The organism is Amycolatopsis sp. VC5-11, from assembly GCF_037034185.1.
GTDB classification, from domain to species: domain Bacteria; phylum Actinomycetota; class Actinomycetes; order Mycobacteriales; family Pseudonocardiaceae; genus Amycolatopsis; species Amycolatopsis nivea.
On sequence record NZ_JBAGKF010000002.1, the window covers coordinates 338661 to 365618 of the forward strand.

Consider the following 26958-nt stretch of genomic DNA (forward strand, 5'->3'; position numbering starts at 1 on the left):
GAACCGACACCAGACCAGGAAACGGCGAAGGCCGCCGCGGGAACGAGTCCCGCGGCGGCCTTCTGCGTAACTGAGGATCAGTCGAACGCCTTGGCGATCAGCGCCTTCTGCTCGACGTCGTGCACCTTCGACGAACCCGCCGACGGGGCGGCCATCGGGCGGCGCGCCACCACGTCGAGGCCGGTGAAGAACTCCGGGAACTTCCGGGGCAGGTTGAGGCCGAAGAACGGCCACGCGCCCTGGTTTTCCGGCTCCTCCTGGACCCACGCGATCTGGCTGGCGTTCGAGTAGCGCTCCACCGCCGCCAGCAGCTTCTTCTTCGGCAGCGGGTAGTACTGCTCGATCCGCACGATCGCGACGTCGTCCGCGCCGCGCTTCTCGCGCTCGGCCACCAGCTCCCAGTAGAGCTTGCCCGAGGTGAGCAGCACCTTGCGGACCTTCGCCGGGTCCTGCGTGGCGTCGTCGATCACCGACATGAAGCGGCTCTGGCCGGTGAAGTCCTCGACCGTCGACGTCGCCGCCTTGTTGCGCAGCATCGACTTCGGGGTGAAGACGATCAGCGGACGCTGGATGCCGTCGAGGGCGTGCCGGCGCAGCAGGTGGAAGTAGTTCGCCGGGGTGGACGGCACCGCGACGGTCATCGACGCTTCCGCGCACAGCGACAGGAACCGCTCGATCCGGCCGGACGTGTGGTCCGGGCCCTGGCCCTCGTGGCCGTGCGGCAGCAGCAGCACGACGTCCGAGCGCTGGCCCCACTTGGCCTCGCCGGAGGAGATGTACTCGTCGATCACGGTCTGCGCGCCGTTGACGAAGTCGCCGAACTGCGCTTCCCACATCACCAGCGCCTCGGAGTTCGCCACCGAGTAGCCGTACTCGAAGCCGACGGCCGCGTACTCCGACAGCGCCGAGTCGTAGATCATCACGCGGCCCTGGCCGTCGGCCAGGTGCTGCAGCGGCGAGTACTCCTGGCCGTTCTTGCGGTCGATGAACACCGAGTGCCGCTGGGTGAACGTGCCGCGCCGGGAGTCCTGGCCGGACAGCCGCACGAGACGGCCTTCCAGCGCCAGCGACCCGAACGCCAGCAGTTCGCCGAACGCCCAGTCGACGCCGCCCTCGCGCGACATCTTGTGCCTGCGCTCCATGACCGGCTTGACCCGCGGGTGCGGGGTGAAGCCCTCGGGCAGGTTGACGAACGCGTCGCCGATCTTCTCGACGACCTCGCGCGACACGGCGGTGGTGACCTTCGCCGGGATCTGCTGCTCGCCCTCGACCGACGGGCTCGCCTTCGCCGGGTGCTTCTCGAGTTCGCGCACCTCGTTGAAGACGTGCTCGAGCTGGCTGGAGAAGTCGCGCAGCGCGGCCTCGGCCTCTTCGACGGAGATGTCGCCCCGGCCGATCAGCGATTCGGTGTAGATCTTCCGGACCGAACGCTTCGTGTCGATGATGTCGTACATCGCCGGCTGCGTCATCGAGGGGTCGTCGCCCTCGTTGTGGCCGCGGCGGCGGTAGCAGATCAGGTCGATCACGACGTCCTTGTGGAACGCCTGGCGGTAGTCGACCGCCAGCTTCGCGACCCAGTGCGCGGCCTCGGGGTCGTCGCCGTTCACGTGGAAGACCGGCGCGCCGATCATCTTCGCGACGTCCGTGGCGTACTGGCTCGACCGCGAGTGCTCCGGCGCGGTGGTGAAGCCGACCTGGTTGTTGACGACCACGTGCACGGTGCCGCCGGTGCGGTAGCCGCGCAGCAGCGCCAGGTTCAGGGTCTCGGCCACGACGCCCTGGCCCGCGAAGGCCGCGTCGCCGTGCATCAGGACCGGCAGCACGGTGTAGCCCTCGCCGCCCTTGTCGAGGACGTCCTGCTTGGCGCGGACGATGCCCTCGAGGACCGGGTCGACGGTCTCCAGGTGCGACGGGTTGGACGCCAGCGAGACCCGGGTCTCCCCGTCGCCGAACATCCGGAAGTACTTGCCCTCGGCTCCGAGGTGGTACTTCACGTCGCCGGAGCCGTGCGCCTGGCCCGGGTCGAGGTTTCCCTCGAACTCCTGGAAGATCTGGCTGATCGGCTTGCCGACGATGTTCGCCAGCACGTTCAGCCGGCCGCGGTGCGGCATGCCGATGACGACCTCGTCGAGCTCGGCCTCGGCGGCCTTGTCGAGCACCGTGTCCAGCAGCGGGACCAGGGTCTCGCCGCCTTCCAGCGAGAACCGCCGCTGGCCGACGTACTTGGTCTGCAGGAAGGTCTCGAACGCCTCGGCGGCGTTGAGCTTCGACAGGATGTACTTCTGCGCGGACGGCTCCGGCTTGCTGTGCCGGACCTCGACGCGCTCCTGGATCCAGCGCCGCTCCTCGGGGTCGAGGATGTGCGTGTACTCCACGCCGACCGTGCGGCAGTAGGAGTCGCGCAGCACGCCGAGGATGTCGCGCAGCTTCATCCGCTCGCGGCTGGAGAAGTCGCCGACGGCGAACTCGCGGTCCAGGTCCCACAGGGTCAGGCCGTGGCTGAGCACGTCGAGGTCGTGGTGGCTGCGCTGGCGGTAGTTCAGCGGGTCGGTGTCGGCCATCAGGTGGCCGCGCATCCGGAACGCCTCGATCAGCTCCATGACGCGCGCGGTCTTGTCGACCGGGCCGTCCGGGATGTCGGCGACCCAGCGGATCGGCTCGTACGGCAGCCGCAGGCTGGTGAAGACGTCGTCGTAGAAGCCGTCCTCGCCGAGCAGCAGTTCGTGAATGCGCTTCAGGAACTCGCCGGACTCCGCGCCCTGGATGATGCGGTGGTCGTACGTCGAGGTCAGCGTCATGATCTTGCTGACCGCGAGGTCGACGAGGGTCTTCTCGCTGGTGCCCTCGAACGACGCCGGGTACTGCATCGCGCCGACGCCGATGATCGCGCCCTGGCCCGCCTGCAGCCGCGGCACCGAGTGGTTCGTGCCGATGCCGCCCGGGTTGGTGAGCGAGATGGTGGTGCCCGCGAAGTCGTCCGCGGTGAGCTTGTTCGTGCGGGCCTTCTTGACGATCTCCTCGTAGGCCTGCCAGAACTGCATGAAGGTCATGTTCTCGGTGGCCTTGATGGAGGCCACGACGAGAGTGCGGGAGTCGTCCTTGCCCTTCATGTCGATGGCAAGCCCGAAGTTGACGTGCTCCGGCGTGATCGCGAACGGCTTCCCGTCGATCAGCTTGTAGTGCCGGTTCATGTTCGGGAAGTCCTTCAGCGCCCGCACCATGGCGTAGCCGATGAGGTGCGTGAAGGAGATCTTGCCGCCGCGGGTGCGCTTGAGGTGGTTGTTGATGACGATGCGGTTGTCCGCCATCAGCTTCGCCGGGACCGCGCGCACGCTGGTCGCGGTGGGCACGGAAAGCGAGGCGTCCATGTTCTTGGCGATCGCCGCCGCGGCGCCGCGCAGCTGCTTGGACTCCGGCTCGGCGTCCTTCGCCGGAGCGGACTTGGCGGGCGCGGAAGCCGCGGGCTTCGCGGCCGGGGCGGGCTTGGCCGGGGCCTTGGCCGCCGGGGCGGGCGCTGCCTTGGCGGCCGGAGCCGCCGGGGCCTTCGCGGCGGGGGCGGCGGGCTTGGCGGCGGGGGCCGCCTTGGCTTCCCCGTTCCCTTCCGCCTGGGTGCCGTTGCCGCCCGGAGTGGGCTTGTAGTCGGCGAAGAAATCGTGCCAGGCGGCGTCTACCGACTGGGGGTCCGCGAGAAACCGCTCGTACATTTCTTCGACGAGCCACTCATTGGCACCGAACTGCGATGCGGGACTGCTGCTGGCCACGGCTGGCTCTCGCCTCTATCCATTCTCGATCCGATATCACAAGCATCTGCTGACCGCCAGGCTAGTCCCCTGCCGGTGGCCCGAAACACGCCACCTGGACGCTCGTGAGACAGGTCATTGTCTGGATCGGTTGAGAGGCCCAGCCTGACAGACAGCAGGGCCCACCGTACGCGTCGCAAGGGCCGAATACCGTCACCTCGGCCGGTTTGGGGTGATCCCGGACACAGCGCCGGCCCTCGCGTCAGCTCGCCGCGGCGGGCAGCGAACGCACCGGTGCTGGTCCGAACCACGCGCGCAGGGCTTCGCGCAGATCGGCGGGATCGGTGTCCGGGCTCTCGGCGAGCCAGGCGACGTGCCCGTCCGGGCGGAGCAGGAAGGCGGCGGGGACGTCGCTGGTGCACGGGGTGCCGGACACGAGGTCGAGCCGGTCGAGCCACGGCGCGGCGGTGCGGGCGACGGCGGGGCCGTCGGTGAGGTCGACGAGCACGCCGCGGCCGGAGTGCAGGAGCTTCATCGTGGTCGTCGCGGTGCCGTCCGCGACGATCGACCACTCCGGCACCCGTGTCCCGGCCAGCGGGTGGTCCGAGGCGGGGAAGGTCGGGTAGCGCACGTCGAGCGCGGTGATCATCTCCGCGAGGTAGCGGTTGACCTCGTCGAACTCCATCAGCGTCCCGAACAGCTCGCGCAGCGGGCCGATCTCCGGGCGCGGGTCCATCAGGGCGAGCTGGGCCTGGGTGTTGAAGCAGACGCGCGCGCCGACCGGGTGGCGTTCGTCGTGGTAGGTGTCGAGCAGCTCGTCCGGGCTGCCGTTGACGACCGCGGCGAGCTTCCAGCCGAGGTTCACCACGTCCTGGATGCCGGTGTTGAGGCCCTGTCCGCCCGCCGGGAAGTGCACGTGCGCCGCGTCGCCTGCGAGCATGACCCGGCCCTTGCGGTACTGCGCGGCCTGCCGGGTCGCGTCGCCGAAGCGCGAGAGCCACACCGGGTCGCGCATCGGGAGTTCCTGGTCGGTGACCCGCTTGACCGAGGCGGCGAGTTCCTCCAGTTCGACCGGGTCGTCGCGGTGCGCGGTCGGCGGACGGAACTCGACCGACACGACGCGGTAGAGGTCGCCGCCGAGCGGGACCGTGCCGAACACGCCGCCCTTGCAGCGGGCCAGGTGCGGGCCGTCGGGCACCTGGTCGAGGTGGACGTCGGCGAGCATTGCGTCGATGTTGGAGGCGGTGCCGGGGAAGTCGATGCCGGCCAGTTTGCGGACCAGGCTGCTGCCGCCGTCGCAGCCGACGAGGTAGCGGGAGCGGATCCGGTACTCGCCGTCCGGGCCGGTCACGGTGGCGACCACCGCGTCGGGCCCGTTCTCCAGCTCGGTGAGCCGGTGCCCGCGGCGGATCTCGACGTCCAGTTCCCGCGCGCGTTCTTCGAGGATCGCCTCGGTGCGCGACTGCGGCACCATCAGCGCGTACGTGTGGCGCCCGTTGAGCTTGCTGAGGTCGAGCAGCCGCATGCCGGCGAAGTGCCCCTTCGGCCACACCGGCGCGCCCTCGCTGAAGCGGGGCAGCAGGCCGCGCTGGTCGAGCACCTCGACGGTGCGCGAGTGCAGGCCGAGCGCACGCGACTGCCCGCTCGGCTCGGCGAGCCGCTCGAGCACGAGCACCCGGCCGGGCCGCAGCCCGAGTTCGCTCGCGAGCATCAGCCCGACCGGGCCGCCGCCCACGATCACCACGTCGTACTCGACATCCATCCCGGTGCTCCCCATGTGTCCGTGCCTGTGCTCACTCTGTTGTCAGCACGGACAAGCCTGGAGCACCGCGCGGGTCCGCGGCTATACGCGCTGTGCTGGGGATTCAGCGCTAGCCGAGCGGTCTTGGACGGTCTCCGGGACGGCCTGAGCGGGGCGTCGGCGGAGGTCGAGAGCGTGTTGAGGGGCCTTCGAGACCCGGCCGGAAGCATCGCCGCACACGAAGGTTTCCGCGGCTGTCGTGCGCGCGGACCACCAGATAAGGAAGGCAGGTACGACCCGGGATGACTGCCCACACCACCGTGGACGCGCAGGCGATCGGCCGCCTCAACATGCTGTTCACCCAGTCGAAGATCCTGCACAGCGCGGTCGAACTGGGAGTGTTCGAACTGCTGGCGGACGCGCCGAGGACGATCGACGAGATCCGCCGGGAACTCGGTCTGCACCAGCGGTTCACCGGCGATTTCGTCCAGGCGCTGGCCGCGCTCGGCCTGCTGGAACGCGACGGCGAGAAGTTCAGCAACGCGCCGGCGGCCGCGGAGGTGCTGGTGCCGGGCGCGTCCGGCGGCGGCTACCTCGGCGCGCGCGTCCGCACGACGTCGCAGCGGCACTACGCGATGTGGGGCAAGCTGTCCGAGGCGCTGCGCGACGGCGAGCCGAAGGCGGACATCGGCGGGCACGGCGCGTTCGCCAAGCTGTACGAGGATCCGGTGCGCGCCAAGGCTTTCCTGGTGCACATGGACGCGAACAACGCGTTGGTCGCGCCGCAGCTGGCCGAGCACGTGGACTGGTCGGAGTACAAGAGCTTCGTCGACGTCGGCGGCGCGCGCGGCAACGTCGCGGCGCAGTTGTGCCTCGTGCACCCGCATCTGCAGGGCGGCGTGTTCGAGCTGCCGCCGATCGAACCGCACTTCGACGAGCTGATGGCGGAGCTGGGCGTCGCGGACCGGGTCACGTTCCACCCCGGCGACTTCTTCGAGACGCCGCTGCCGGAGACCGACGTCGTCGTGTTCGGCCACGTGCTGCACGACTGGGACCCGCAGCGGCGCGTGGACCTGTTGGTGCGGGCCAAAAACGCGGTGCCGAGCGGGGGCGCGGTCGTGGTGTACGACCAGATCCTCGACGCCGAGAACCCGGATCTGCGCAGCCTGGTCGGCAGTATCAACGTCGGACTGATCACCGATGGCGGTTCCGAGTACACCGTGCCGCAGCTGCGCGAGTGGCTGGCCGAGGCCGGGTTGGAATTCCGCGCCGCCACCACCCTGCCGAAGGGCAACGACACCGTTGTGGTCGCGGTGAAACCGTGAGTGCGCAAGCGCTGGTGATCGGAGCCGGGCCGGTCGGGCTGACCGCGGCGCACGAACTGGCCCGGCGCGGCGTGCGGGTGCGGATCGTGGACCGGGCCGCCGGTCCGGCGGTGACCAGCCGGGCCCTGGCGACGCATCCGCGTTCGCTGGAGATTTACGACCAGATGGGCGTGCTCGACGACCTGCTGCCGCGCGGGCAGCAGGTGCGCGCGTTCACGATCCACATGCGCGGCAAGCGAATGGTCGGTCTCCGGGCGGACTACTCGCGGCTGCCGACGCGGCTGCCGTTCACGTTGATGGTCGACCAGGTCATCACCGAGGAGGTGCTGCGGACCGCGCTGGCCAAGCAGGGCGTTGAGGTCGAATGGGGCGTCGCGCTGGCCGACTTCACCGACACCGGAGACAGCGTCCAGGTGCGGCTCGAACGCGACGGGGAGATCGAGGAGACCTCGGCGGACTGGCTGGTCGGCTGCGACGGCGGGCACAGCGCGGTGCGCAAGAAGCTGGGGCTGAAGCTCGAAGGCGACTCGTCGGAGACCTGGCTGATCGCCGACGCGCAGGCGGACACCGCGTTGCCGCGCGACAGTATTCATCTCATCCGGACCCCGGGCGGTTCGGTGATGATGGTGCCGTTCCCGGACGAGGGCAAATGGCGGCTGCTCGACACCCGGGACGTCGAGTACTCCGGCTCGGGCGACGACGCGGCGGTCGCGCGGCGATTCTCGGAAAAGGTGTCCGCGGCGACCGGCGTGCCGACCGTGGTTTCCCCGCCGACGTGGGTTTCAGTGTTTTCCATCCAGCAGCGGATGGTTCCGTCGATGCGGTCCGGCCGTTGTCTGGTGGCTGGCGACGCGGCGCACGTGCACAGTCCGGCGTCCGGTCAGGGCATGAACACCGGCGTCCAGGACGCGTACAACCTCGCGTGGAAGCTGGCGATGGTGATCGACGGGCACGCCGACGAGCAACTGCTCGACAGCTACTCGCGCGAGCGCGTGCCGGTGGGCGCGGAGCTGCTGCGCACCACGAAGAAGGCGACTTTCCTGGTGCAGCTGAAAAATCCGTACGTCGCCGCGGTGCTGCCGGTGGCGTTCGGCGTGATGCGCAACGTTTCGGCGCTGCGCGGCAAGCTGGAACGCAAGATCATGGGCGGAATGTCCGCACTGGGCCTTTCGTATGGCGACGGCTCTGCGGCGGCCGGGCCTGGACCGCGACCGGGCGAGCGGCTGTCGGCCGTCGCCGGTGCGGACGCGGAAACCCCGGCGTGGCAGGCGTTGCTGGCGCAATTGCGCGAACCGGGCTGGACGCTGGTGCTCGGCCCGGACGCGGAGCGAGCCGAACTGCCGTCCGTGGGCGGCTGGCTGGTGCCGCAGGTGGCGGGCCCTGGCGGGGACCTGCCGGACGCCGACGGCGCGTTGCGGCGGTCGCTCGGCCTTTCGGCGACGGGCTGGATCCTGACGCGCCCGGACGGCTACGTGGCCGACCGCGGCGACCGGATGTCCGCCGCTGTCGTACGCGCCGTGCTGCGGCACGCGCACATTTCTGTCTGACGGCCCCGCGGGGCCGCGAATTCGAGGAGCGAAGGTGGATCTGGGGCTGACCGGCAAGGTCGTGCTGGTGACCGGCGGCAGCGGCGGGATCGGGGCCGAACTCGCGCGCACGTTCGCCGCCGAAGGGGCCAAGGTCGCGGTGACCTACCGGTCCAACCGCGAGGCGGCCGAGGAGGTCGCGCGCGAGTGCGGGCCGGACCGCGGGCTCGCCGTGCACTACGACCTGACCGAACTGGCCAGCGTGGACGCGGCGGTCGAGACCGTGGAGCGGCACTGGGGCCCGGTGGACGTGCTGGTCGCGAATGCGATCAGTCCCGGCGCGCTGCGCAAGCCGGGAAAATTGTTCGAAGAACTACCTACGGAGGATTGCGCTTCGTTCATCAATGTGAATATCGCGCCGGTGTTCCACACAGTGGCGAAGGTGCTGCCCGGTATGCGCGCGAAAAAATGGGGACGGATCGCATTTATCTCGTCGCGCGCGGCGACCGCGGGCAAGCCGGGCCGCGAGGCTTATGGGGCGGTGAAGTCCGCATTGCACGGTTTCGCCACGAGCCTCGCCTGGGACGTCGGCCGTGACGGAGTGCTGGTCAACACCATTCTTCCGGGCCTGACCGTCACTCCCCGTGTTGCGCAACAGGTTCCGGCCGAGATGCTGGAGCGCGAGCGAGCCATCACGCCCAGTGGCCGATTGAGCTGTCCGGGTGATGTCGCACAACTCGCAGTGTTCCTGTGTTCGGCCGCCAACGGCAATACGAACGGACAGTTCGCAGAAGTATCAGGCGGACGTTAAGTTTTTCCCGCCCGGGATCAGGAAGCCGTTTCTCTGCTAGCGTCGCTGGCGTCTCACTGGGGGAAAGCGAAGCACGCGGGCAGCTGCCTGGCGTGCTCTTTCGGCAGGTATCTGGGGGTCGGATGCAGATCGCAATATTGGGACCGCTGGCCGTACGCGCGGACGGAGTGGGCAAGACGCCGTCCGCGCCGAAGCTCCGCACGGTGCTGGCCATGCTCGCGCTGAACGCCAACCGGGCAGTGCACTTCGAGCAGTTCGTCGAGGAGCTGTGGGAGAACAACCCTCCGGCGAGCGCGGCCACGACGTTGCAGACCTACGTCTACCAGCTGCGCAAATCGCTGCGCCTGGCCGGTTCGGCCGAGGAGGGAGCGACAGTACTGCTAACGCGCCCGCACGGTTATGAACTGCAGGTGCCGCGGGCGGACGTGGTCGACGCGGTGCGCTTCTCGGCGCTGCTCGACCAGGCTCGGGACCGGCACGACGCCGGTGATCTCGAAGCCTGTGCCGAGCTGTCCAGACAGGCGCTCGCACTGTGGCGCGGGGCCGCGCTCTCCGATCTCCCGCTCGGCCCGACCCTCGCCGCGCGGGCGACTCAGCTGGAGGAGAGCCGCAAGGCGGCGCTTGACCTGCGGTTCGAGGCCGAACTGGCGCTGGGCAGGCACCGGCGCGTGGTCGACGAACTCGCCGGGGTGGTCAAGGCGAATCCGACGCACGAGGCGTACTCGGCGAAGCTGATGGTCGCGCTCTACCGCTGCGGCCGCCGGGTCGAGGCGCTCGACGTCTACCACCGGGTGCGCAGCGATTTCATCGCACAGCTGGGCATCGAGCCGTCGGCGACGCTGCGTTCGGTGCACCAGCAGATCCTGGTGGACGATCCCGCGCTCACCCTTCCGGCCCCGCGCGGCTCCAGTGTGAGTGAAGCCACAACTGGTCTAGACAATGGGCAAACCGGGCAGACCACGCAAAATGAGCGCACTGCGGAAGTAGCCGTCCGGAGTATCGACGACAACGACACCGTGACTGAGAGCAGTGTCGTCGAAGTGGTTTCCGTCGTGCGTGCCGATGCGGAGGGTGATCTGGTCCCGCTGCGGCCCGCGGCGCCGGAGGTGCTGGGGCCGAACCACCTCCCGTCCGACGTGCCCGACTTCGTCGGCCGGGACGAGGAGATCCGCGAGCTGGTGCGGCGGTGTTCCGCCGCGCGCACCAAGCTCACCGGCGGCAGCACGGTCGTGGAGATCACCGGCGGACCGGGGGCGGGCAAGACCGCGCTGCTCGTGCACGTCGCGCACCGGGTCCGCGCGACGTTCCCGGACGGGCAGATCTTCGTGTCGCTGACGCCGGTGCACCGCGGCGAGGAGACGATGGCCGACGTGCTCGCCGGCTGCCTGCGCGCGTGCGGTGTTCCGCTGTCGCCGTCGCCCTCGATGTCGGAGCTGGTCAACGTCTACCGCGACTACACCGCCACCCGGCGGCTGCTGGTCGTCGTGGACGACGCCGCCCGGTCTTCCGAAGTGGATCTGTTGCGCCCCAGCGGTTCCGGCAGCTTGCTGCTGGTCGCGAGCAGGCGGCGGCTGTACTTGCGCGGCGTGGTCGCGCCCGTCAACCTGCCGCCGCTGACGGTCAACGAATCGCTGGAGCTGCTCGGCCAGTTCATCGGGCGCCGGCGGATGCTGGAGGACCTCGACTGCGCCAGCGCGCTCGTGCGGATGTGCGGCAGGCTGCCGCTGGCCGTCGCGGCGGTCGGCGGGTACCTGGCCTACCGCCCGGCCTGGTCGTTGCGCCGGATGCACGACCGGCTGTCCCGCGATCCCGGCGCGGTGCTTCGGTTGCCGTGTGGGGAAGGCACGGTCGACGCGAGCGTCCGGGCGAGTTACCGGACGCTGTGCGGACCGGCGCAGGAAGCGTTCCGGCAGCTGGCGAGCATCGACGAGTTCACCGTGCCGGACGCGGTCAAGCTCCTCGGCCGCCCTGGAGAACTGGTGCGCGAAGTGCTCGAGGACCTCGAATCCGCCGGGCTGGCCGAGGAAATCGGCGAACGCGGCGGTTCGGGACCGCACCGGTACCACGACGCGGAGTCCAATGTAGACGTTCTGCGGCCGTCCACGGCGGACGCGGTCTATTGCGTTCCCCGGCTCCCGTCGTTCGCGGGCCGTTGGCTCGCAAGGGAAGCCGAGCCCGCAGCACGCGAGGCGGCGGTCGCCACCGGCTGAGAACGAGGCGGGGTCGAATCCGGCTGGAGCGCGTTCGACCCCGCTTCGATCCGTCTTGGACACCCCGGGCCCAGACTCGACAACAGCGACGTCGGGCGCTCGGAGCGCGAAGGGCAGGTGCAGACGGAGTGAGTACGAGTGCGGGGCACCCCGGGGCAGCGGGAGTGCCGGCGCGGCACGGCAGCGGAGGTCCGCGGCGGGCGGTGATCACCGGGATAGGCGTTGTGGCGCCGGGGAAACCGGGACGCGAACCGTTCTGGGACATGGTGTCGGGCGGGCGGACCGCCACCCGGCCGGTGTCGTTCTTCGACGCCTCCCAGTTCCGCTCGCGGATCGCCGCCGAATGCGATTTCGATCCGGAGGCGGCGGGGCTCGGTCCGCAGCAGGTGCGGCGGATGGACCGGGTGGCCCAGTTCGCGGTGGCGTGCACGCGGGAGGCGCTGGCCGACGCGGGGCTCGCACCGTCCGATGTGGACCCGTACCGGACCGGGGTTTCGATCGGCAGCGCGGTCGGAGCCACGATGAGCCTCGAACGCGAGTACGTCGTGGTGAGCGACGGCGGCCGGAAGTGGGAGGTCGACGCGGACTACGCGGTGCCGCATCTGTTCGACCAGTTCGTGCCGAGTTCGATGGCCAAGGAAGTGGCCTGGGAAGCGGGCGCGGAAGGATCGGTGCAGGTCATCTCGACCGGGTGCACGTCCGGATTGGACTCGGTGGGCCACGCGCGGGACCTGATCGCCGAGGGCAGCGCGGACGTCGTCCTCGCGGGCGGTTCGGACGCGCCGATCTCGCCGATCACCGTGGCGTGCTTCGACGCGATCAAGGCAACCTCGCCGCGCAATGACGAGGCGGCGACGGCGTCGCGTCCGTTCGACAACACCCGCAACGGGTTCGTGCTCGGCGAGGGCGCGGCGGTGTTCGTGGTGGAGGAACTGGGCCGGGCGCTCGCCCGCGGGGCTCGGATCTACGGCGAGATCGCCGGGTTCGCGACGCGGTGCAACGCCTACCACATGACCGGTTTGCGGGCGGACGGCGTCGAAATGACCGAGGCGATCCGGCAGGCGATGGGCCAGGCGCGGGTGACGCCGGAAGCGATCGGCTACGTCAACGCGCACGGTTCGGGCACGAAGCAGAACGACCGGCACGAGACGCAGGCGTTCAAGAATTCGCTGGGAGAACACGCTTATCGCGTCCCGGTGAGCTCGATCAAGTCGATGGTCGGGCATTCGCTCGGCGCGATCGGCTCGATCGAAATCGCCGCCAGCCTGCTCGCCATGCGCGACGGGCTGCTGCCGCCGACGGCCAACCTCAACGAACCCGACCCGGAGCTCGACTTGGACTACATTCCTTTGGTGGCAAGAGAAGCCGCGGTGGACACGGTGCTGACGGTCGGCAGCGGGTTCGGCGGGTTCCAGAGCGCGATGGTGCTCACCAGCAACGTCGGCGGTCCGGCATGAACGCGGTGATCACCGGGCTCGGCGTGCTCGCGCCGACCGGAAGCGGGGTCAAGCAGTTCTGGGAAGCCACCCTCGAAGGGGCCAGCGGAATCGGCCCGGTGACCCGGTTCGACGCTTCGAGTTATCCCAGCTCGCTCGCCGGCGAGGTCGCCGGGTTCAGCGCGAAGGGCATCCTGCCCAGCCGGTTGCTGCCGCAGACCGACCATTCCACGCGGATGTCGCTCGTGGGCGCGGAATGGGCGCTGGCCGACGCCGGCGTCGACCCGGAGGCGCACGACGGGTTCGACCTCGCGGTGATCACCGCCAGTTCGGCGGGCGGCTACGAGTTCGGGCAGCGCGAACTGCAGAACATGTGGAGCAAGGGCGGCAAGTACGTCAGCGCGTACCAGTCGTTCGCGTGGTTCTACGCGGTCAACACCGGGCAGATCTCCATCCGGCACGGCATGCGCGGGCCGGGTGCGGTGGTGGTGTCCGAACAAGCCGGCGGGCTGGACGCGATCGGAAAGGCCCGGCGCGCGGTGCGTTCCGGGACCGCGGTCGCGCTGACCGGCGGCATCGACAGCGCACTGTGCCCGTGGGGCTGGGCGGCGATGCTCACCTCCGGACGGCTCAGCACGAGCAGCGAACCGGCGAAGGCTTATCTGCCGTTCGACCGGTCCGCCGCCGGGTACGTGCCCGGCGAAGGCGGCGCGGTGCTCGTGCTCGAACCGGCGGACTCGGCGCGGGACCGGCAGCCGCCGTACGCCGAGATTGCCGGATACGCGTCCACTTTCGACCCGAAACCGGGCAGCGGCCGTCCGCCGGGACTGCGGCGGGCGATCGAACTCGCCCTGACGGACGCGGGCATTTCCGCCGCCGAAGTTGACGTCGTTTTTGCCGACGCGGCCGGGGATCTCGTGCTCGACCGTGAGGAAGCCGAGGCGATCAGCGCGGTGTTCGGCGAACGCGGTGTCCCGGTCACCGCGCCAAAAGCCGGGGTCGGCCGGTTGGCCGCGGGCGGCGCCGGGCTGGACGTCGCGTGCGCGGCGCTGGCGATCCGCCACGGCGTGGTTCCGCCGACGCCGAACGTCTCGGATCCGGTGCCGGAGCACGGGATCGACCTGGTCACCGGTGCCGCGCGGGAAACGCCGGTGCGGGCCGCGGTCGTCCTCGCCCGCGGCATCGGCGGCCACAACGCCGCGCTCGTGTTGCGCGGAGTGTGAGGGAAGAGTTTTCAAGATCACCCGAACGGCCGAACCGCAAAGCCTTGTCCAGCAAGAAGAACCCACTGACAGCCGCATTCGCGCGGCAGGAGGAGCGATCATGCGCGAGCTGACCTACGAGGATCTGATGGAGATCATCCGCCGTTGCGCCGGAGAGAGCGACGAAATGGCACAAACCACCGACGCGCGCGACATTCCCTTCGCCGAATTGGGCTATGACTCGCTCGCGCTGATGGAGACCGCGAGTATGCTCCAGCGCGACTACGGAGTCGAGCTGCCGGACGAAACGGTGGTCGACATCGACACGCCGCGCGCTCTGGTCGAACTGGTGAACAGCAGGCTCGGTTCCGCGGTGTAAGGGGAATTCCGCCAAAGCCTTCCGAAGGAGGACAGGTGTCCGAGCCTGCCCTGAACCCGCGCCGCTGGGCGATCCTCGCGGTGCTGCTGACGTCCTTTCTGCTCACCGTGCTGGACGCGACGATCGTGACGATCGCCTTCCGCGCGCTCGCCGATCCGGTCGACGGGCTCGGCGCGTCCGCGGACCAGCTGCAGTGGGTGGTCAACGGGTTCACGCTCGTGTACGCCGGCTTGCTGCTGGCGTGGGGCGTGCTGGGGGACCGGCTCGGGCACCGGAAGGTGCTCCTGATCGGGCTCGTGGTGTTCGGCGTTTCCAGCGTGCTGGCGGCGTTCGCGCACTCGCCCGGCGAACTGGTGCTGTGGCGCGTCGTGATGGGCGCGGGCGGCGCGGCGATCCCGCCGACCACGCTCGCGACCATCTCGCACGTGTTCGGCGACAAGGAACGCCCGCGCGCCATCGGGTACTGGGTGTCCGCCGCGGGCATCGCGGCCGTGGTGGCCCCGGTGCTCGGCGGCTTCCTCATCCAGTTCGCTTGGTGGGGTTCGATTTTCCTGGTGAACGGCCCGATCGTGCTCGCCGCGATCGTGCTGACCGTGCTGATGGTCCCGGAGTCCACTTCGACCGCGCGCAAGCTCGACGTGCCCGGCGTGGTGCTGTCGGTCGCGTGGAGCACCGCGCTCGTCTACGGGATCATCCAGGCGGGCAACCTGGCCACGATCGCCGATCCGCGGGTGTACGTCCCGCTGGTGCTCGGCGTGGTGCTGCTGGTCGTGTTCGTCCTGGTGGAACTGCGGTCCGCGGCTCCGGCGCTGGATCTGCGGCTGGTGTCGGACCGCCGGGTCGCGGGTGCGACCAGCGCGGTGTCGCTCGCGTTCTTCGTGAACTTCGGCGTGCCGTTCTTCCTGATCTTCTACCTGCAGAGCGTGCTCGGCGTGAGCCCGCTGATGACCGGCTTGGCGATTCTGCCGCTGGCGCTGGCCCTGGCCGTGTTCTCGCCGCGCTCGGCGACGCTGTCGGCGAAGTTCGGCACCAAGAACGTGCTGGTCGGCGGCTTGCTGCTGCTGGCTGTCGGCGTGGCGATTTTCGCGCTGCTGGACCAGAACAGTCCGTTGTGGCCGGTGTTCGTCGCCGACTTCCTGGTCGGTCTCGCGATGGCCAACGTGATGCCGCCCGCGACCACCACGATCATGTCGGCGGTCCCGCGCGAGCGTGCCGGGGTCGGTTCGGCGCTGACGAACATGGGCCGCAGCATCGGCGGCGCGATCGGTATCGCGGTGCTGGGTTCGCTGCTGACTGTCGTGTACCGCAACGGGGTTGAGCCCGCGTTGTCGGTGCTGCCGGAGCAGTCTCGCGCCGCCGCCGGTGATTCGATCGAAGCGACGAAGGCCGCCGCGGCGGGCCTAGGCGGCAACCAGGGCACTGACTTGTTCGCCGCGGGCGCGGACGCGTTCTCGGTCGCGATGCGCACGACGGCCCTCGCCGCGGCCGGTGCCGCGGTGCTGGCGGCGATCGTGGTTCTCGTGGTGGTGCCGGCCCGGGAACGACGAGCGGCTGAGGTTTCCTGACGCGTTCCCGGGCCTGAGCTCTCAGCTTCGGCGGGTGGCGGAGATCAGCGAGAACTCCTGCGGCAGCGGAGTGATCGCGTCCAGCGCGAACCCGGCTTCCTCGAGCAGCCGGGTCACTTCCGCGGTGGAACGGATCCCGCCCCCGCCGAAGAGCACGTACATCAGGGTGTCGTGGGACAGCAGCAATGCGTTGTCCACGCCCGGTCCGGACACCCGTTCCACCAGCAGCAACCGAGCCCCCGGAGCCGCTGCCGCCGCGCAGTTCGCCAGGATCCGCGCACAGTCCTCGTCCGGCCAGTTCACCAGCACTCGAGCGAGCAGATAGAGGTCGCCGCCTTCGGGAACGGACTCCAGGAAATTCCCGGACGCCACCTCGCAGCGTTCCGTGAGGCCCGCGTCCGCGATGGCCTTTTTCGCGGCCTCCGCGGACTGTTCGGCGTCGTAGACCGTGCCGTGGAGTTGTTCGTGTGCGGCGAGCAGCCGGAGCGCCAGTTCGCCGCTGCCGCCGCCGACGTCGACGAATCGCTGGTGCGCACCGAAGTCGTAGGCGCCGGGCAGCGCGTCGAACAACGCCGTGTTGCCCGCCATCGCGCGGTCGAAAAGCTTTCCGCGTTCGGGGTTTGCGGAGAGGTACTCGAAGAAGCTAGACTGAAATGCGCCTTCAAACGCATTTTGTCCGGTTCGTACGGCGGAGGCGATGTCGGTCCAGGCACGATGGAATTCGGAGCCCGCGATGAGCGTGTACGGCCGCAGGGAGTCTTCCCGGTCGCTGCGCAGCAGCTCGCCGAGCTCGGTGAGGGAGAACGAGCCGTCGTCCTCGCGGAACACGCCCAGCGCGGTCAGGTACTGCAGGAACCGTTGGGTGGCAACAGGATCAGTGCCCGAGTCGGCCGCCACCTGAGCGGCCGTACGCGGCCCGTCGGCGAGCCGGTCGGGCCAGCCGAGCTCGGCTGCCGTGTAGACGGCGCGGGCTTTCCAGTCGCCGATGATGAGATTCATCAGCTCGAGCTGCGGCGTTTTCGCGCGCGCGGAATCGTCGGACATCCGGGTCGTCTCCTCAGCCGTTTCGGGTAGTCGACCGATGCTCGCTGCCGCCGTTCAAAAGGTTCTCGAAGATCTCTGAAGGCGGTGTCGCGGCAACGGTTTCAGCCGATACATTGGCAGAAACGGCTCGCGGAGAAGCCCGGGAGCCCGAAACCGAGGAGCAGCGGGTGGAAGACCAGGTACGCCGCGTCGCGGTGGTAACCGGCGCGGCACGCGGAATCGGCCGCGGCATCGCGGAACGGCTGGCCGCACGAGGCGACCGGGTGGTGATCAACTACCTGACGTCCAAAGAGGCCGCCGAAGAAGCGGTAGAAGCCATCACCGCGGCCGGCGGCGAAGCAATCGCAGTAGGAGCCGACGTCCGCAACGAGGAGGGCGCGCAAGCACTGGTGACCGCGACGGTCGAAGCCTACGGCCGCGTAGACGCACTGGTCTGCAACGCGAACGTCGGACTGGCCCAGGGCTCGGTCGCGGAAATCCCGTGGGAAACGTTCTCCGCCAAGGTGAACGACGAGCTGGCAGCAGCCTTCCACCCCACCCGCGCGGTGTGGCAACTGATGAAGGACCAGGGCTACGGCCGCATCGTCTACCTGGCCGCAGAAGCGAGCAAGGGCCCAGTAGGCGCGGACGTGGTAGCACACGCAGCAGCAAAGTCGGCCCTGATCTCGTACGCGAAGTTCGCCGCCCGAGAAGGCACCCCCAACGGCGTAGTGGCGAACGTAGTCTCCCCAGGCCTAACCCGTACCGACGCCGTAGGCGAGGCCCCGCCAGACTGGTTCTCCGCCTTCGAAAAGCGAATCCCAGCAGGCCGCGCAGCAGAACCAGAAGACGTAGCAGCCCTAGTAGCCTTCTTCACCAGCAAGGACGCAGGCTACATCGCAGGCACAGTAGTCTCCGTAAACGGCGGCTCAGACATGACCCGCTAGCTCCCACTGCCGAGAAGTCCGTGAGGGCCACCTTCATTGACTCTGATTCCCTCAGGGTTCCCCTCACGACCAGCCCGCTAGCCGCCTCCGGCGTGCCCCAATGTGGCATTGGTTGCGTCGGACGCACCGAACGCCACATTGGGTGCATCGCATGCACCCAATGCCACATTGGGGCGCTCGCCTGGCACCCGCGACAAGCACGATCAGCCGAGCCAAGGCAGCCACCCACCAAACCGCACCAACCCACACAGCAGCCGGGGCACCCACACCCCCCGCACCCCGATACGAAGCCAAAAACACGCGCGGAGAGGCTTGTCAAGGTACTCTTTCCAGCCTTGACAAGCCTCTCCGCGCGTAGTCACACTCGGGCTTCGGGGTGCCCCAACGCAACTCTCTTTTCGGCCGAAGGCCGCCCTCTAACGAATGTCATCCCGCGACACTGCACGATACTTAACCTGCCAGGTGTCGCCGACCCGCACCAACTGATCCTCACACAACGTACTGCAGTGAATCCGAGGCTCCCCACCCTTACGCGTAGCAATAATCAACGCATAACACCGAGTATGCAGCTCATCCTCGGACGCCCCAGGGGAAACCGTCAACATCCCCAACCAATGCCGCCTCAACTCATGCACCTCAGCCAGCTGCCGATGCGTAGCCGCCGAAGCCGCCGCAATAGCCGCCCGCCCCTTAACCGGCTCCGGCGCGGCATTAGCCGCGAAAACCCCGTCCTCGGTAAAAGTCTCCGCCCACTCATCAGTACGAGCCTGGTCAAGCAACTGCATCTGCCACGCGTAGTACTGCTGAATCTCCTGATACAACTCGCCCGACACAGTCACGCCTGCTCCTCCGCTCGAGAATCCTGAATATCGTCATGAGTCACCACACGCCGGGCGACCTGCCATCCGTCAGCCCCGCGAACCAACGTGTCCCGGCAAAACGTCGAACGCCACAACCGGGCCTCGCCCCCGGCGGGAATCTCGGCGACCATCGCGTACAACTGCGTCCGCACCTGATCCGCACTGTCTTCGGTCACCACCAGCATCCCAGTCCAATGCCGATGCTGAACCCCGCGCGAAACAACGTCGGCGGCTAGCTTCCGGGCCACCTTCAAAATCAACTCCCGCCCGGTAGCCGGTGCGGGATTCGCGTTGTTCGCGATCGTGGCGTCCGCGGTGAACGTTTCCGCCCACGGTTCCACGTCGCCGTCGTCCATCAGCTGCATCTGCTTGGCGTAAAAGGCCTGCACCTGGTGGTACAGCTCCATTCCCACCCGCGGGTGCGCGGTTGTCGCCACCGTTTCCTCCTCGTCGGCCGCGTGTCGTCCGACAGTCGCGCGGCCGGCTCAAAGTCCCCTCGTGGACCACTCGCGGGGGACGGCCGACTGTGCGTCGAGCCGTTTTGGACCGGCCCGCTGGAGGGTGGCCCGAGGCGGTGCGACAGCGGGAGGGATCGAGTGCGCGAGATCGAAGCGGACGTGTGCGTGTCCGGCGGCGGACCGGCGGGTCTGGTGCTGGCGCTGCTGCTCGCCCGGTCGGGAGTGGACGTCGTCGTCGCGGAGCGCAGCGCGTCGCTGGACCGCGAATACCGCGGCGAGATCATCCAGCCCGGTGCGCTGCGCACGCTTGACCAGCTCGGCGTCCTCGACGGCATCGGCGGTTACCCGATGCGCAGTTTCCAGCTGGTGCAAGGGGAACGCACGCTGCTGGACATCGACTACACGACGCTTCCCGCGCCGTACGACCATCTGCTCAGCCTGCCGCAGCGGCTCCTGCTGGAGCGGCTGCTCGACGAATGCAAGGCGACGCCGGGCTTCCGTCTGCTCAGCGGCTGCTCGACCCGGGCGTTGCTGGAGGAGAACGGCGCCGTGACCGGGATCCGCTGCGGTTCCGGCGACGGTGAGACGGAGGTACGCGCTCGCTGGGTGGTCGCCGCGGACGGCCGGTACTCGAAGACTCGTTCGCTCGCCGGGATCGGCTACGACAAGTTCGAGAAGTTCGAGCACGACGTCGTGTGGTTCAAACTGGTCGCCCCGGAACGGCGCACCAGCGCGGTCCGCATCCACCGCACGGCCGCCGATCCGGTGCTGGTGCACGATTCCTACCCGGACCGCGTCCAGATCGGCTGGACGCTGGCGAAGGGCAGCTACAAAACGGTGGCCGCCAAGGGTATCGAGCACATCCGGGAGCAGTTGGTCGCCGCGGTCCCGCAGCACGCGGACCTGATCCGCGAGCAAGTGACCGCGCTGTCCGAACTGTCGCCGCTGGACGTGTTTTCCGGCCGTGCGCAGGAATGGGTCCGGCCGGGACTCGTGCTCATCGGGGACGCGGCGCACACGCACAGCCCGATCGGCGCGCAGGGCATCAACCTGGCCATCGCGGACGCCGTCGCGCTGCACCCAGAACTCGTCGCCGCCGTAGCCGCGAAAGACAACCGGCCCGCCGCGCTCGCCGGCTTCGAGGCCGAGCGACGCGCGGCTGTGGACACCGTCTTCACGCTCCAGTCGAGGCAGAACAAAGGAATGCTGTCCTCCGGCCGGATCGTCGACGCCGTGCGGCCGGTGATCGCGAAGCTGCTGCCGCACACCCCGATCTTCCGCAAGATCCTCAATCTCGTCGCGTTCGGAGCTCGCCCGCGCGACGTGCGCGCGGACCTGTTCCGCGCGCCGAGCAACCCAGGAGGGACACGATGACCGAACAGAGCCGGGGCGTAGCGCTGGTCACCGGCGGCACCAGCGGGATCGGGCTCGCGGTGACCCGATCGCTGGCGCAGCAGGGCTACCAGGTGTACTTCTGCGCCCGCACCCAGGGATCCGTCGACGACACGGTGCGCGACCTGCGTGCCGAGGGACTGGACGTGGACGGCAGCACCTGCGACGTCCGGGAGAAGGACGACATCCAGGCGCTGGTCGCGGCCGCGGTCGACCGGTACGGCCCGATCGACGTCCTGGTCAACAACGCGGGCCGCAGCGGCGGCGGGCAGACCGCGGAGATCCCGGACGAGCTGTGGTTCGACGTGATCAACACGAACCTCAACAGCGTGTTCCTGATGACCCGCGAGGTGCTCACCAAGGGCGGCATGCTGGCCAAGGACAAGGGCCGGGTCATCAACATCGCGTCCACCGCCGGCAAGCAGGGCGTGGTGCTCGGCGCGCCGTATTCGGCGTCTAAGCACGGTGTCGTCGGCTTCACCAAGGCGCTCGGGTTCGAACTGGGCAAGACCGGCGTCACGGTCAACGCGGTGTGCCCCGGTTACGTGGAAACCCCGATGGCACAGGCGATCCGCGGCCGGTACGCGGCGGCGTGGAACACCACCGAGGAAGCCGTGCTGGAGAAGTTCACCGCGAAGATCCCGCTCGGCCGGTACTCCACTCCGGAGGAGGTGGCGGGCCTCGTCGGCTATCTCGTCACCGACACCGCGGCGTCCATGACCGGGCAGGCGATCAACGTCTGCGGCGGGCTTGGCAACTACTGAGAGGACCGAGCACGTGGCTGCACCACTCCGGATCTACGAGACCGAACACAAGATCGACGTCGCCGCGCCCGCCTCGGCCGTGTACGCGCTGCTCGCCGACGTGACCCGCTGGCCGGTCTACTTCGGGCCGACGGTCCACGCGCGCCAGCTCGAACGCGACGGCACCACCGAGCGAATCCGGTTGTGGGCCACCGCGAACGACGAGCCCAAAACCTGGACCTCGCGGCGCGACCTCGACGAGGACGGCCTGCGCATCGACTTCCGCCAGGAGGTTTCGCAGCATCCGGTCGCGTCGATGACCGGGGCGTGGAACATCCAGCCCGGCGGACCGGACTCGTGCACCGTCGTCCTGGAGCACGCGTTCAGCGCGGTGCGGGACCTGCCGGAGAACGTCGAGTGGGTGAGCAAGGCGGTCGACCGCAACAGCGAGCACGAGCTGGAGAACCTCCGCGGCATCGCGGAAGGCCTCGCCGAGACCGAAGAACTCACCACGGTGTTCGCGGACAGCGTCGACATCGACGCGGACGCGGCGGCGGTCTACGAGTTCCTCTACCGGTCGGACCTGTGGCCGGAGCGGCTGCCGCACGTCCAGCGGCTCGACCTGACCGAGGAAACCCCGGGTCTGCAGGTCATGGAGATGGACACCAAGACCGCGACCGGCGCCGTGCACACCACGAAGTCGGTGCGCGTGTGCTTTGACGACGAGCACGCCATTGCGTACAAGCAGCAGGTGCTGCCCGCGCTGATGACTGTCCACAACGGACTGTGGACGATTGTGCCGCAGCCTGGCGGCGGGGTGCGGGCGACGTCCGAGCACACCGTGGTGATCAAACGCGACGCGGTGGAGAAGATCCTCGGCGAAGGCAAGACGGTCGAGGACGCCAAGGCGTTCGTGCGCAACGCGCTGGGCACCAACAGCACCGCGACGCTGAACCTCGCGAAGGCCTGGGCGGAGGAACGCGCCGATGGCTGACGGTGTCCTCCCGGTCGCGTCGCTGCTCGACACGCCGCTGCTGCCGGACGCGCTGCGCATCCTTGCGGAGAACAGCCCGAACCAGGTCGCGGTCCGGCTCGGCGAGACGGTCCTGACGTTCGCTGAACTCGACCGGGCCGCGTCTGGGTTCGCTGCCGCGCTGGCGGAGCGGATCGGGTCGGCCGGTTCGGTCGTCGCGATGTCGTCGGTGCTGCACCCGGAGTTCGCGATCGCCTACTACGGCACGTTGCGCAGCGGAAACGTCGTGCTGCCGTTGAGCCCGTTGCTGCGGGAAGGCGACCTCGGCCGGGTGCTGACCGAGTCTTCCGCCGCGGCCGCGGTGCTGAACGATTCGATGACCGCGGCGGTCGCTCGTGCTTCCGCGACGCCGGAACACCTGCTGTGCTTCGGGAATGCGGACCGCGCTAATTCGATCGCCGCGCTGGCGGCTGGTCCGGTCGGCGCTTTAACGGAACTGGAGCCGGACGCAGTCGCCTGCATCCACTTCACGAGCGGCACCACCGGGCAGTCGAAGGGCGTGCGGCTCACCCACCGAAACATCGCGGTCAACGCGGTGCAGGTCGCCGAGGCGCACGGGGTGACCGGAACGTCGGTGACGTTCAACCACCTGCCCAGCTATCACCCGATGCACCTGAACTCCGCGCTGATCGCCGGAGCCACCCAGGTGCTCTGCCTGGCACCGGATCCGGTGGCCACGATCGGTCTCGCGGCGGGGGTGACGCACTACTACTCGATGCCGTTCCGCCTGGCCCGGCTCGCCACCGACCCGCGGCTGGCGGGCCTGAAGCTGCCCGGCTGCGAGGTCATCCTGTCCGGTGGTTCGGCGTTGTCCCCGGTGCACGCGGAAACCCTCCGGGTGCAGTTCGGCATCCCGGTCGTGCAGGGCTACGGCCTCGCCGAAACCGCGCCGCTGGTCCTTTCCGACGGCCCGGCGGCACCGCGTCCGGGTTCGGTCGGCCAGGTCGTGCGCGACACCGAGGTGCGCGTTGTCGACTTGACGACCCGGGAGCCGCTGCCGGTCGGCGAGCGCGGTGAAGTCGAGGTGCGCGGCCCGCAGGTGATGCGCGGCTACCTCGGCCGCCCGGACGGCGACGGCGTCGGCGCGGACGGCTGGCTGCCGACCGGCGACGTCGGCTGCCTCGACGAGGACGGATACCTGTTCCTGGTCGACCGCATCAAGGACGTCTTCAAACGCGACAACTGGCTGGTCTCGCCCACCGAAATCGAGGCCGAGCTGCTGCGCCACCCCGGCGTGGCGGACTGCGCGGTGGTCGACCAGCCCGACGAGTTCGCCGGAGCGGTGGCGGCCGCGCTGATCGTCCCGGCCGGCGACGAATGGGTGCCGCGCGCGGGCGAGATCGCCGCGGAGTTCAACGCCGCCCAGCCGTATTACAAGCACCTCGAGCACGTCGAGCTGACCAGGGCGATCCCGCGTTCGCCCAACGGCAAGCTCGTCCGCCGCGAGCTGCGCGAGGCGCTGTCCTCCGTGCGCGGCAGCCAGAATCCCGGAACCGCACTGCTAGGAGCCGATACCGTGGTCACGTTCATCAGCAAGTTCACCGTCAAGGGCGAGCCGGAAGAGTTCGAGAAGGTCTTCACCGAGCACGCGCAGTACATGGCCGAGCAGCCCGGGTTCGTCGCCTACCAGATGGTGCGGTCGCTGCGCGATCCCAAGGTGTATCTGAACATCGGCCAGTGGGTCGACGCGAACGCCCACAAGGCCGTCGTGACCAGCCCGGAATTCCAGGCGCACGTGAAGAAGTTCGTCGAGCTGGTCGACGTCGAGGCGGACCTGTACTCGACGGTCTCCGAGGCGTCGGCGTGAGCGATCTCGGTCTGGCCGGCCGCAGCGTCCTGGTGGTCGGCGCCACCAAGGGGCTGGGGCTGGCCATCGCCCGCAAGTTCTGCGCGAGCGGCGCGCATGTGCTGCTCGACTACGCACACGACGACGAAGCCGCCAAAGCCGCCCTCGCGAGCCTCGAAGGGCTGCCCGGTTCGGCTTCCCTGATCCGCGCCGATCCGTCCACTGAGGACGGTGCGGCACAGCTCGCCGCAGCTGTCTCGGCGGCTGGTCGCGGGCTGGATGTCCTGGTGCACAACGCCGCGTCGTGGCATCCGATGCCCGCTGCCGGAGCGTCGGTTGCCGACCTGCATACCGATGTCGCCACCGCACTGGATCCGTTGCTGCGCCTGGTTCCCGCGCTGCTCGAACACCTTGCGCCAGGCGGTCGAGTGCTCGCGGTCTCCAGCTCCGGTGCGCAGCGGGTCATCCCGCGTTACGTAGCGCTGGGCGTCGCGAAGGCCGCGCTCGAATCGCTGGTGCGCTACCTGGCGGTCGAGCTGGCTCCGCGCGGCATCACGGTCAACGCAGTGACGACCGCGAAGCTGGACAAGGGCGATGAGACCACCCAGCCCGAGATGGTGCAGGTGCTGGCGGCGCGTACGCCCGCCGGCCGGCTGAGCACGCCCGCCGACGTCGCCGATGTCGTCGCGCTGCTGAGCGCACCGGAAGCGAGCTGGATCCACGGCCAGGTGATCACCGCCGACGGCGGGCTCAGCCTGCGGTCTTGACGTAAGGAGAACTCCGTTGCAGCTGATTGACCTGTCCTCCCCGATCGATCCGGAAGGCTGGGAGCCCGAGCCGCTGTCGCTGGTCACCATGTCGGCCCAGGACGGGGCCAAGCACCTGGTGTCGGAAATGCGCGAGCACTTCGGCATGGACCTCGACCCGGAAGTGCTGCGGGACGCCGAATTCCTCACCAACGACACGGTGTCGCTGACCACGCACACCGGCACGCACATCGACGCACCGGCGCATTACGGCGACGCCACGTCGTACGGTTCGGCCCCGCGCACGATCGACCAGATGCCGGTCGACTGGTTCCACCGTCCCGCCGTGGTCCTGGACTTCACCGGCCGCGCGCCGGGCGTCATCACCGCGGACGACGTGCGCGGCGAACTGTCCCGAGTGGACTATCAGCCGAAGGAACTGGACATCGTCCTGCTTCACACCGGAGCCGACCAGCACGCGGGCACGCCGAAGTACTTCACCGAGTTCGTCGGCCTCGACCAGTCCGGGCTGGACCTGCTGCTGGACTTCGGGGTCCGCGTGATCGGCACGGACGCGTTCAGCCTCGACGCGCCGTTCACGCACATCATCGAGACCTACCAGCGGACCGGCGACAAGTCGGTGCTGTGGCCGGCGCACATGCGCGGCCGCGACCGGGAGTACTGCCAGATCGAACGCCTGGCGAACCTGGCCGAACTGCCGCGGGCGCACGGTTTCACGCTGTCGTGCTTCCCGGTGAAACTGGCCGGCGCCGGTGCCGGATGGGCTCGCGCGGTCGCTATCGTCGAGTAGCTTCCGCACGAGAAAAGGCCCCGCGACTCCTCCTCTCGCGGGGCCTTTCCTTGTGCCTTAGTCAGCCCATTCGGGTTTCTCCAGCAGCTCGATCACCGCGCTGCTCCAGGAGAATCCCGCGCCGACGCCCATCAACAGGCACGTCTGCCCCGGCCGCAAGCCACCGGTGCGCACGAGGTTTTCCAGGCTGACGATGTGGTCGCCCGCGCCGAGGTGGCCGATCTTGCTGTCGAAGTCCCACGTGGTTCGTTCGAGGGGAACGTCCATGTGCCGCAGGTAGTTCGACACCAGCCGCCGCCTTCCGAAGTGCGGCAGTACGAGCCGGTCCACATCGGACAGTTCCAGTTCGGCGTCGCTCAGCGCACGTTTCAACGCCTCGCGCTGCCCGTCGAGAATGGCCGCGAGGGTCTGTGACATTCCGGCCTCGGACACGTATGATCGTTTGTGCGCGTCCAGATCGACCAGCTGCCGATTGCTCATCTCGACCTCGCCGAACGCCGCCCCCGCACGGTGCATGCCTTCCAGTTCCGGCCCGCTCACCACCGCCAGGCTGCGCAACCGCGCGAATCCACCCACGCGGGACAGCACCATCGCCGTCCCGCCGTCGGCGTACGCCGTGCCCGGATCGCTGTGCCAGCGGTCGAAATCGGGTCCGTCAAAGCGATCCGCCGCGGTGATCAACGCAGCCTGTCGCGCCGGGTCCGCGAGAAGGTAACTGGCCGCGAGGTCGAGTGCGGCCATGCCGCCGTTGGAAACCTGCCGCACCTCGATCGCCGGACAGGTCCCGCCGACCGCTGCCCGCTGCACGTACGCGGCGGGCGACCACAAGTCGTAGCCCTGATGGAACAACGTCGCGTGCAGCAGCACTGCGATGTCGCCGCGCGCCACCCCCGATCGCGCCAAGGCGACCCGCGCGGCCCGGGCCGCCATCTCCGGCGGCGCGATCCCGTCAGGCGCGACGAGGACCGATTCCATCTCGCTTTTGCGCGCCGTCTCGGCCGAGCATTGCCCGCTCCGCACCGCTTCGGCGGTCGTCGTCGCCGGTGGCAGCCAGCTTCCGAGCCCGGCGAGGTACAGCCCGTCGAATCTCATGCCGCCACCCTTCCCGCGGGCTCTCGACAGCCTGTGGGAACGGACTCGACCTGGCGGTCCAGCAGGGGTCGAGCAGCCGTCGACCGCCGTGCCGCACGATCCGGTTTGTTTCCGGTGCCACCGGGGTTTCGA

The 26958-nt window shown here is 69.1% G+C and carries 21 protein-coding genes; 15 read left to right on the forward strand and 6 right to left on the reverse strand.

The window, feature by feature from the left end:
- Positions 1-77: 77 nt before the first annotated feature.
- Entirely contained in the window at positions 78-3761 is a 3684-nt protein-coding gene (locus WA670_RS08910) for a multifunctional oxoglutarate decarboxylase/oxoglutarate dehydrogenase thiamine pyrophosphate-binding subunit/dihydrolipoyllysine-residue succinyltransferase subunit (protein WP_078870629.1), read from the reverse strand.
- A gap of 241 nt (positions 3762-4002) precedes the next feature.
- Entirely contained in the window at positions 4003-5502 is a 1500-nt protein-coding gene (locus WA670_RS08915) for an FAD-dependent monooxygenase (RefSeq protein ID WP_336157407.1), read from the reverse strand.
- 281 nt (positions 5503-5783) lie between these two features.
- Between WA670_RS08915 and WA670_RS08920 the strand changes: the two genes are divergently transcribed.
- From WA670_RS08920 to WA670_RS08955, 8 genes are all read left to right on the forward strand, one after another.
- The gene (locus WA670_RS08920; protein ID WP_336157409.1) at positions 5784-6806 is read left to right on the forward strand and encodes a methyltransferase; all 1023 of its coding nucleotides are present in this window, start codon (positions 5784-5786) and stop codon (positions 6804-6806) included.
- Complete coding sequence (locus tag WA670_RS08925) at positions 6803-8353, forward strand: FAD-dependent oxidoreductase (RefSeq protein WP_336157411.1); 1551 nt, start codon at positions 6803-6805, stop codon at positions 8351-8353. The genes WA670_RS08920 and WA670_RS08925 overlap by 4 nt, the downstream gene beginning before the upstream one ends.
- A 34-nt stretch (positions 8354-8387) precedes the next feature.
- A complete protein-coding gene (locus WA670_RS08930) occupies positions 8388-9143 on the forward strand; it encodes an SDR family NAD(P)-dependent oxidoreductase (protein ID WP_336157412.1) in 756 nt (251 codons plus the stop codon).
- A gap of 122 nt (positions 9144-9265) precedes the next feature.
- Positions 9266-11353 carry an AfsR/SARP family transcriptional regulator gene (locus WA670_RS08935; RefSeq protein WP_134728116.1) on the forward strand — a complete coding sequence of 696 codons (2088 nt, stop codon included), beginning with the start codon at positions 9266-9268 and terminating at the stop codon, positions 11351-11353.
- A 203-nt stretch (positions 11354-11556) separates the two neighbouring features.
- Positions 11557-12810, forward strand: coding sequence for a beta-ketoacyl-[acyl-carrier-protein] synthase family protein (locus WA670_RS08940; RefSeq protein WP_037817211.1), 1254 nt, complete (start codon positions 11557-11559; stop codon positions 12808-12810).
- Positions 12807-14012: a ketosynthase chain-length factor gene (locus tag WA670_RS08945; protein WP_134728117.1), complete on the forward strand. Its 1206-nt coding sequence runs from the start codon at positions 12807-12809 to the stop codon at positions 14010-14012. Before WA670_RS08940 ends, WA670_RS08945 begins: the two co-directional genes overlap by 4 nt.
- A gap of 100 nt (positions 14013-14112) precedes the next feature.
- Positions 14113-14370: an acyl carrier protein gene (locus WA670_RS08950; RefSeq protein WP_037817205.1), complete on the forward strand. Its 258-nt coding sequence runs from the start codon at positions 14113-14115 to the stop codon at positions 14368-14370.
- A gap of 35 nt (positions 14371-14405) precedes the next feature.
- Positions 14406-15935 carry an MFS transporter gene (locus WA670_RS08955; protein WP_167754032.1) on the forward strand — a complete coding sequence of 510 codons (1530 nt, stop codon included), beginning with the start codon at positions 14406-14408 and terminating at the stop codon, positions 15933-15935.
- Between the two features lie 21 nt (positions 15936-15956).
- Here the strand turns inward: WA670_RS08955 and WA670_RS08960 are convergent, their stop codons facing one another.
- The gene (locus tag WA670_RS08960) at positions 15957-16979 is read right to left on the reverse strand and encodes a methyltransferase (RefSeq protein ID WP_051729290.1); all 1023 of its coding nucleotides are present in this window, start codon (positions 16977-16979) and stop codon (positions 15957-15959) included.
- A gap of 167 nt (positions 16980-17146) precedes the next feature.
- Here WA670_RS08960 and WA670_RS08965 point away from each other — a divergent pair, with 167 nt between their 5' ends.
- Positions 17147-17905 (forward strand): SDR family NAD(P)-dependent oxidoreductase, encoded by a 759-nt coding sequence (locus WA670_RS08965; RefSeq protein WP_336157419.1) that lies wholly within the window; start codon positions 17147-17149, stop codon positions 17903-17905.
- Positions 17906-18321: 416 nt separating this feature from the next.
- On the opposite strand, the gene WA670_RS08970 is transcribed toward WA670_RS08965, so the two are convergent.
- Positions 18322-18744 (reverse strand): nuclear transport factor 2 family protein, encoded by a 423-nt coding sequence (locus WA670_RS08970; RefSeq protein WP_336157422.1) that lies wholly within the window; start codon positions 18742-18744, stop codon positions 18322-18324.
- Positions 18741-19202, reverse strand: coding sequence for a nuclear transport factor 2 family protein (locus WA670_RS08975; RefSeq protein ID WP_037817196.1), 462 nt, complete (start codon positions 19200-19202; stop codon positions 18741-18743). Before WA670_RS08975 ends, WA670_RS08970 begins: the two co-directional genes overlap by 4 nt.
- A 159-nt stretch (positions 19203-19361) precedes the next feature.
- Between WA670_RS08975 and WA670_RS08980 the strand changes: the two genes are divergently transcribed.
- The 6 genes from WA670_RS08980 to WA670_RS09005 are packed head-to-tail and all read left to right on the forward strand — an operon-like array spanning position 19362 to position 25734.
- The gene (locus WA670_RS08980; protein WP_336157426.1) at positions 19362-20597 is read left to right on the forward strand and encodes an FAD-dependent monooxygenase; all 1236 of its coding nucleotides are present in this window, start codon (positions 19362-19364) and stop codon (positions 20595-20597) included.
- The gene (gene fabG, locus WA670_RS08985; protein ID WP_043832838.1) at positions 20594-21379 is read left to right on the forward strand and encodes a 3-oxoacyl-ACP reductase FabG; all 786 of its coding nucleotides are present in this window, start codon (positions 20594-20596) and stop codon (positions 21377-21379) included. Before WA670_RS08980 ends, fabG begins: the two co-directional genes overlap by 4 nt.
- A gap of 13 nt (positions 21380-21392) precedes the next feature.
- Positions 21393-22352 carry an aromatase/cyclase gene (locus WA670_RS08990; protein WP_037817187.1) on the forward strand — a complete coding sequence of 320 codons (960 nt, stop codon included), beginning with the start codon at positions 21393-21395 and terminating at the stop codon, positions 22350-22352.
- Positions 22345-24198: an AMP-binding protein gene (locus WA670_RS08995; protein ID WP_336157430.1), complete on the forward strand. Its 1854-nt coding sequence runs from the start codon at positions 22345-22347 to the stop codon at positions 24196-24198. Before WA670_RS08990 ends, WA670_RS08995 begins: the two co-directional genes overlap by 8 nt.
- Complete coding sequence (locus WA670_RS09000; RefSeq protein WP_037817185.1) at positions 24195-24944, forward strand: SDR family oxidoreductase; 750 nt, start codon at positions 24195-24197, stop codon at positions 24942-24944. Before WA670_RS08995 ends, WA670_RS09000 begins: the two co-directional genes overlap by 4 nt.
- Positions 24945-24960: 16 nt before the next feature.
- On the forward strand, positions 24961-25734 hold the full coding sequence (locus tag WA670_RS09005; RefSeq protein WP_336157434.1) for a cyclase family protein: 774 nt from the start codon (positions 24961-24963) through the stop codon (positions 25732-25734).
- 57 nt (positions 25735-25791) lie between these two features.
- Here WA670_RS09005 and WA670_RS09010 read toward each other — a convergent pair whose 3' ends face one another.
- Positions 25792-26826 carry a ketoacyl-ACP synthase III family protein gene (locus WA670_RS09010; protein WP_336157436.1) on the reverse strand — a complete coding sequence of 345 codons (1035 nt, stop codon included), beginning with the start codon at positions 26824-26826 and terminating at the stop codon, positions 25792-25794.
- Between the last annotated feature and the right edge of the window lie 132 nt (positions 26827-26958).

Excerpts from the sequence above, each read along its gene's own strand:
- WA670_RS08915 (WP_336157407.1), bottom strand. The coding sequence starts at position 5,502 with ATGGATGTCGAGTACGACGTGGTGATCGTGGGCGGCGGCCCGGTCGGG.
- WA670_RS08920 (WP_336157409.1), top strand. The coding sequence starts at position 5,784 with ATGACTGCCCACACCACCGTGGACGCGCAGGCGATCGGCCGCCTCAAC.
- WA670_RS08935 (WP_134728116.1), top strand. The coding sequence starts at position 9,266 with ATGCAGATCGCAATATTGGGACCGCTGGCCGTACGCGCGGACGGAGTG.
- WA670_RS08945 (WP_134728117.1), top strand. The coding sequence starts at position 12,807 with ATGAACGCGGTGATCACCGGGCTCGGCGTGCTCGCGCCGACCGGAAGC.
- WA670_RS08950 (WP_037817205.1), top strand. The coding sequence starts at position 14,113 with ATGCGCGAGCTGACCTACGAGGATCTGATGGAGATCATCCGCCGTTGC.
- WA670_RS08960 (WP_051729290.1), bottom strand. The coding sequence starts at position 16,979 with ATGTCCGACGATTCCGCGCGCGCGAAAACGCCGCAGCTCGAGCTGATG.
- fabG (WP_043832838.1), top strand. The coding sequence starts at position 20,594 with ATGACCGAACAGAGCCGGGGCGTAGCGCTGGTCACCGGCGGCACCAGC.
- WA670_RS08995 (WP_336157430.1), top strand. The coding sequence starts at position 22,345 with ATGGCTGACGGTGTCCTCCCGGTCGCGTCGCTGCTCGACACGCCGCTG.
- WA670_RS09010 (WP_336157436.1), bottom strand. The coding sequence starts at position 26,826 with ATGAGATTCGACGGGCTGTACCTCGCCGGGCTCGGAAGCTGGCTGCCA.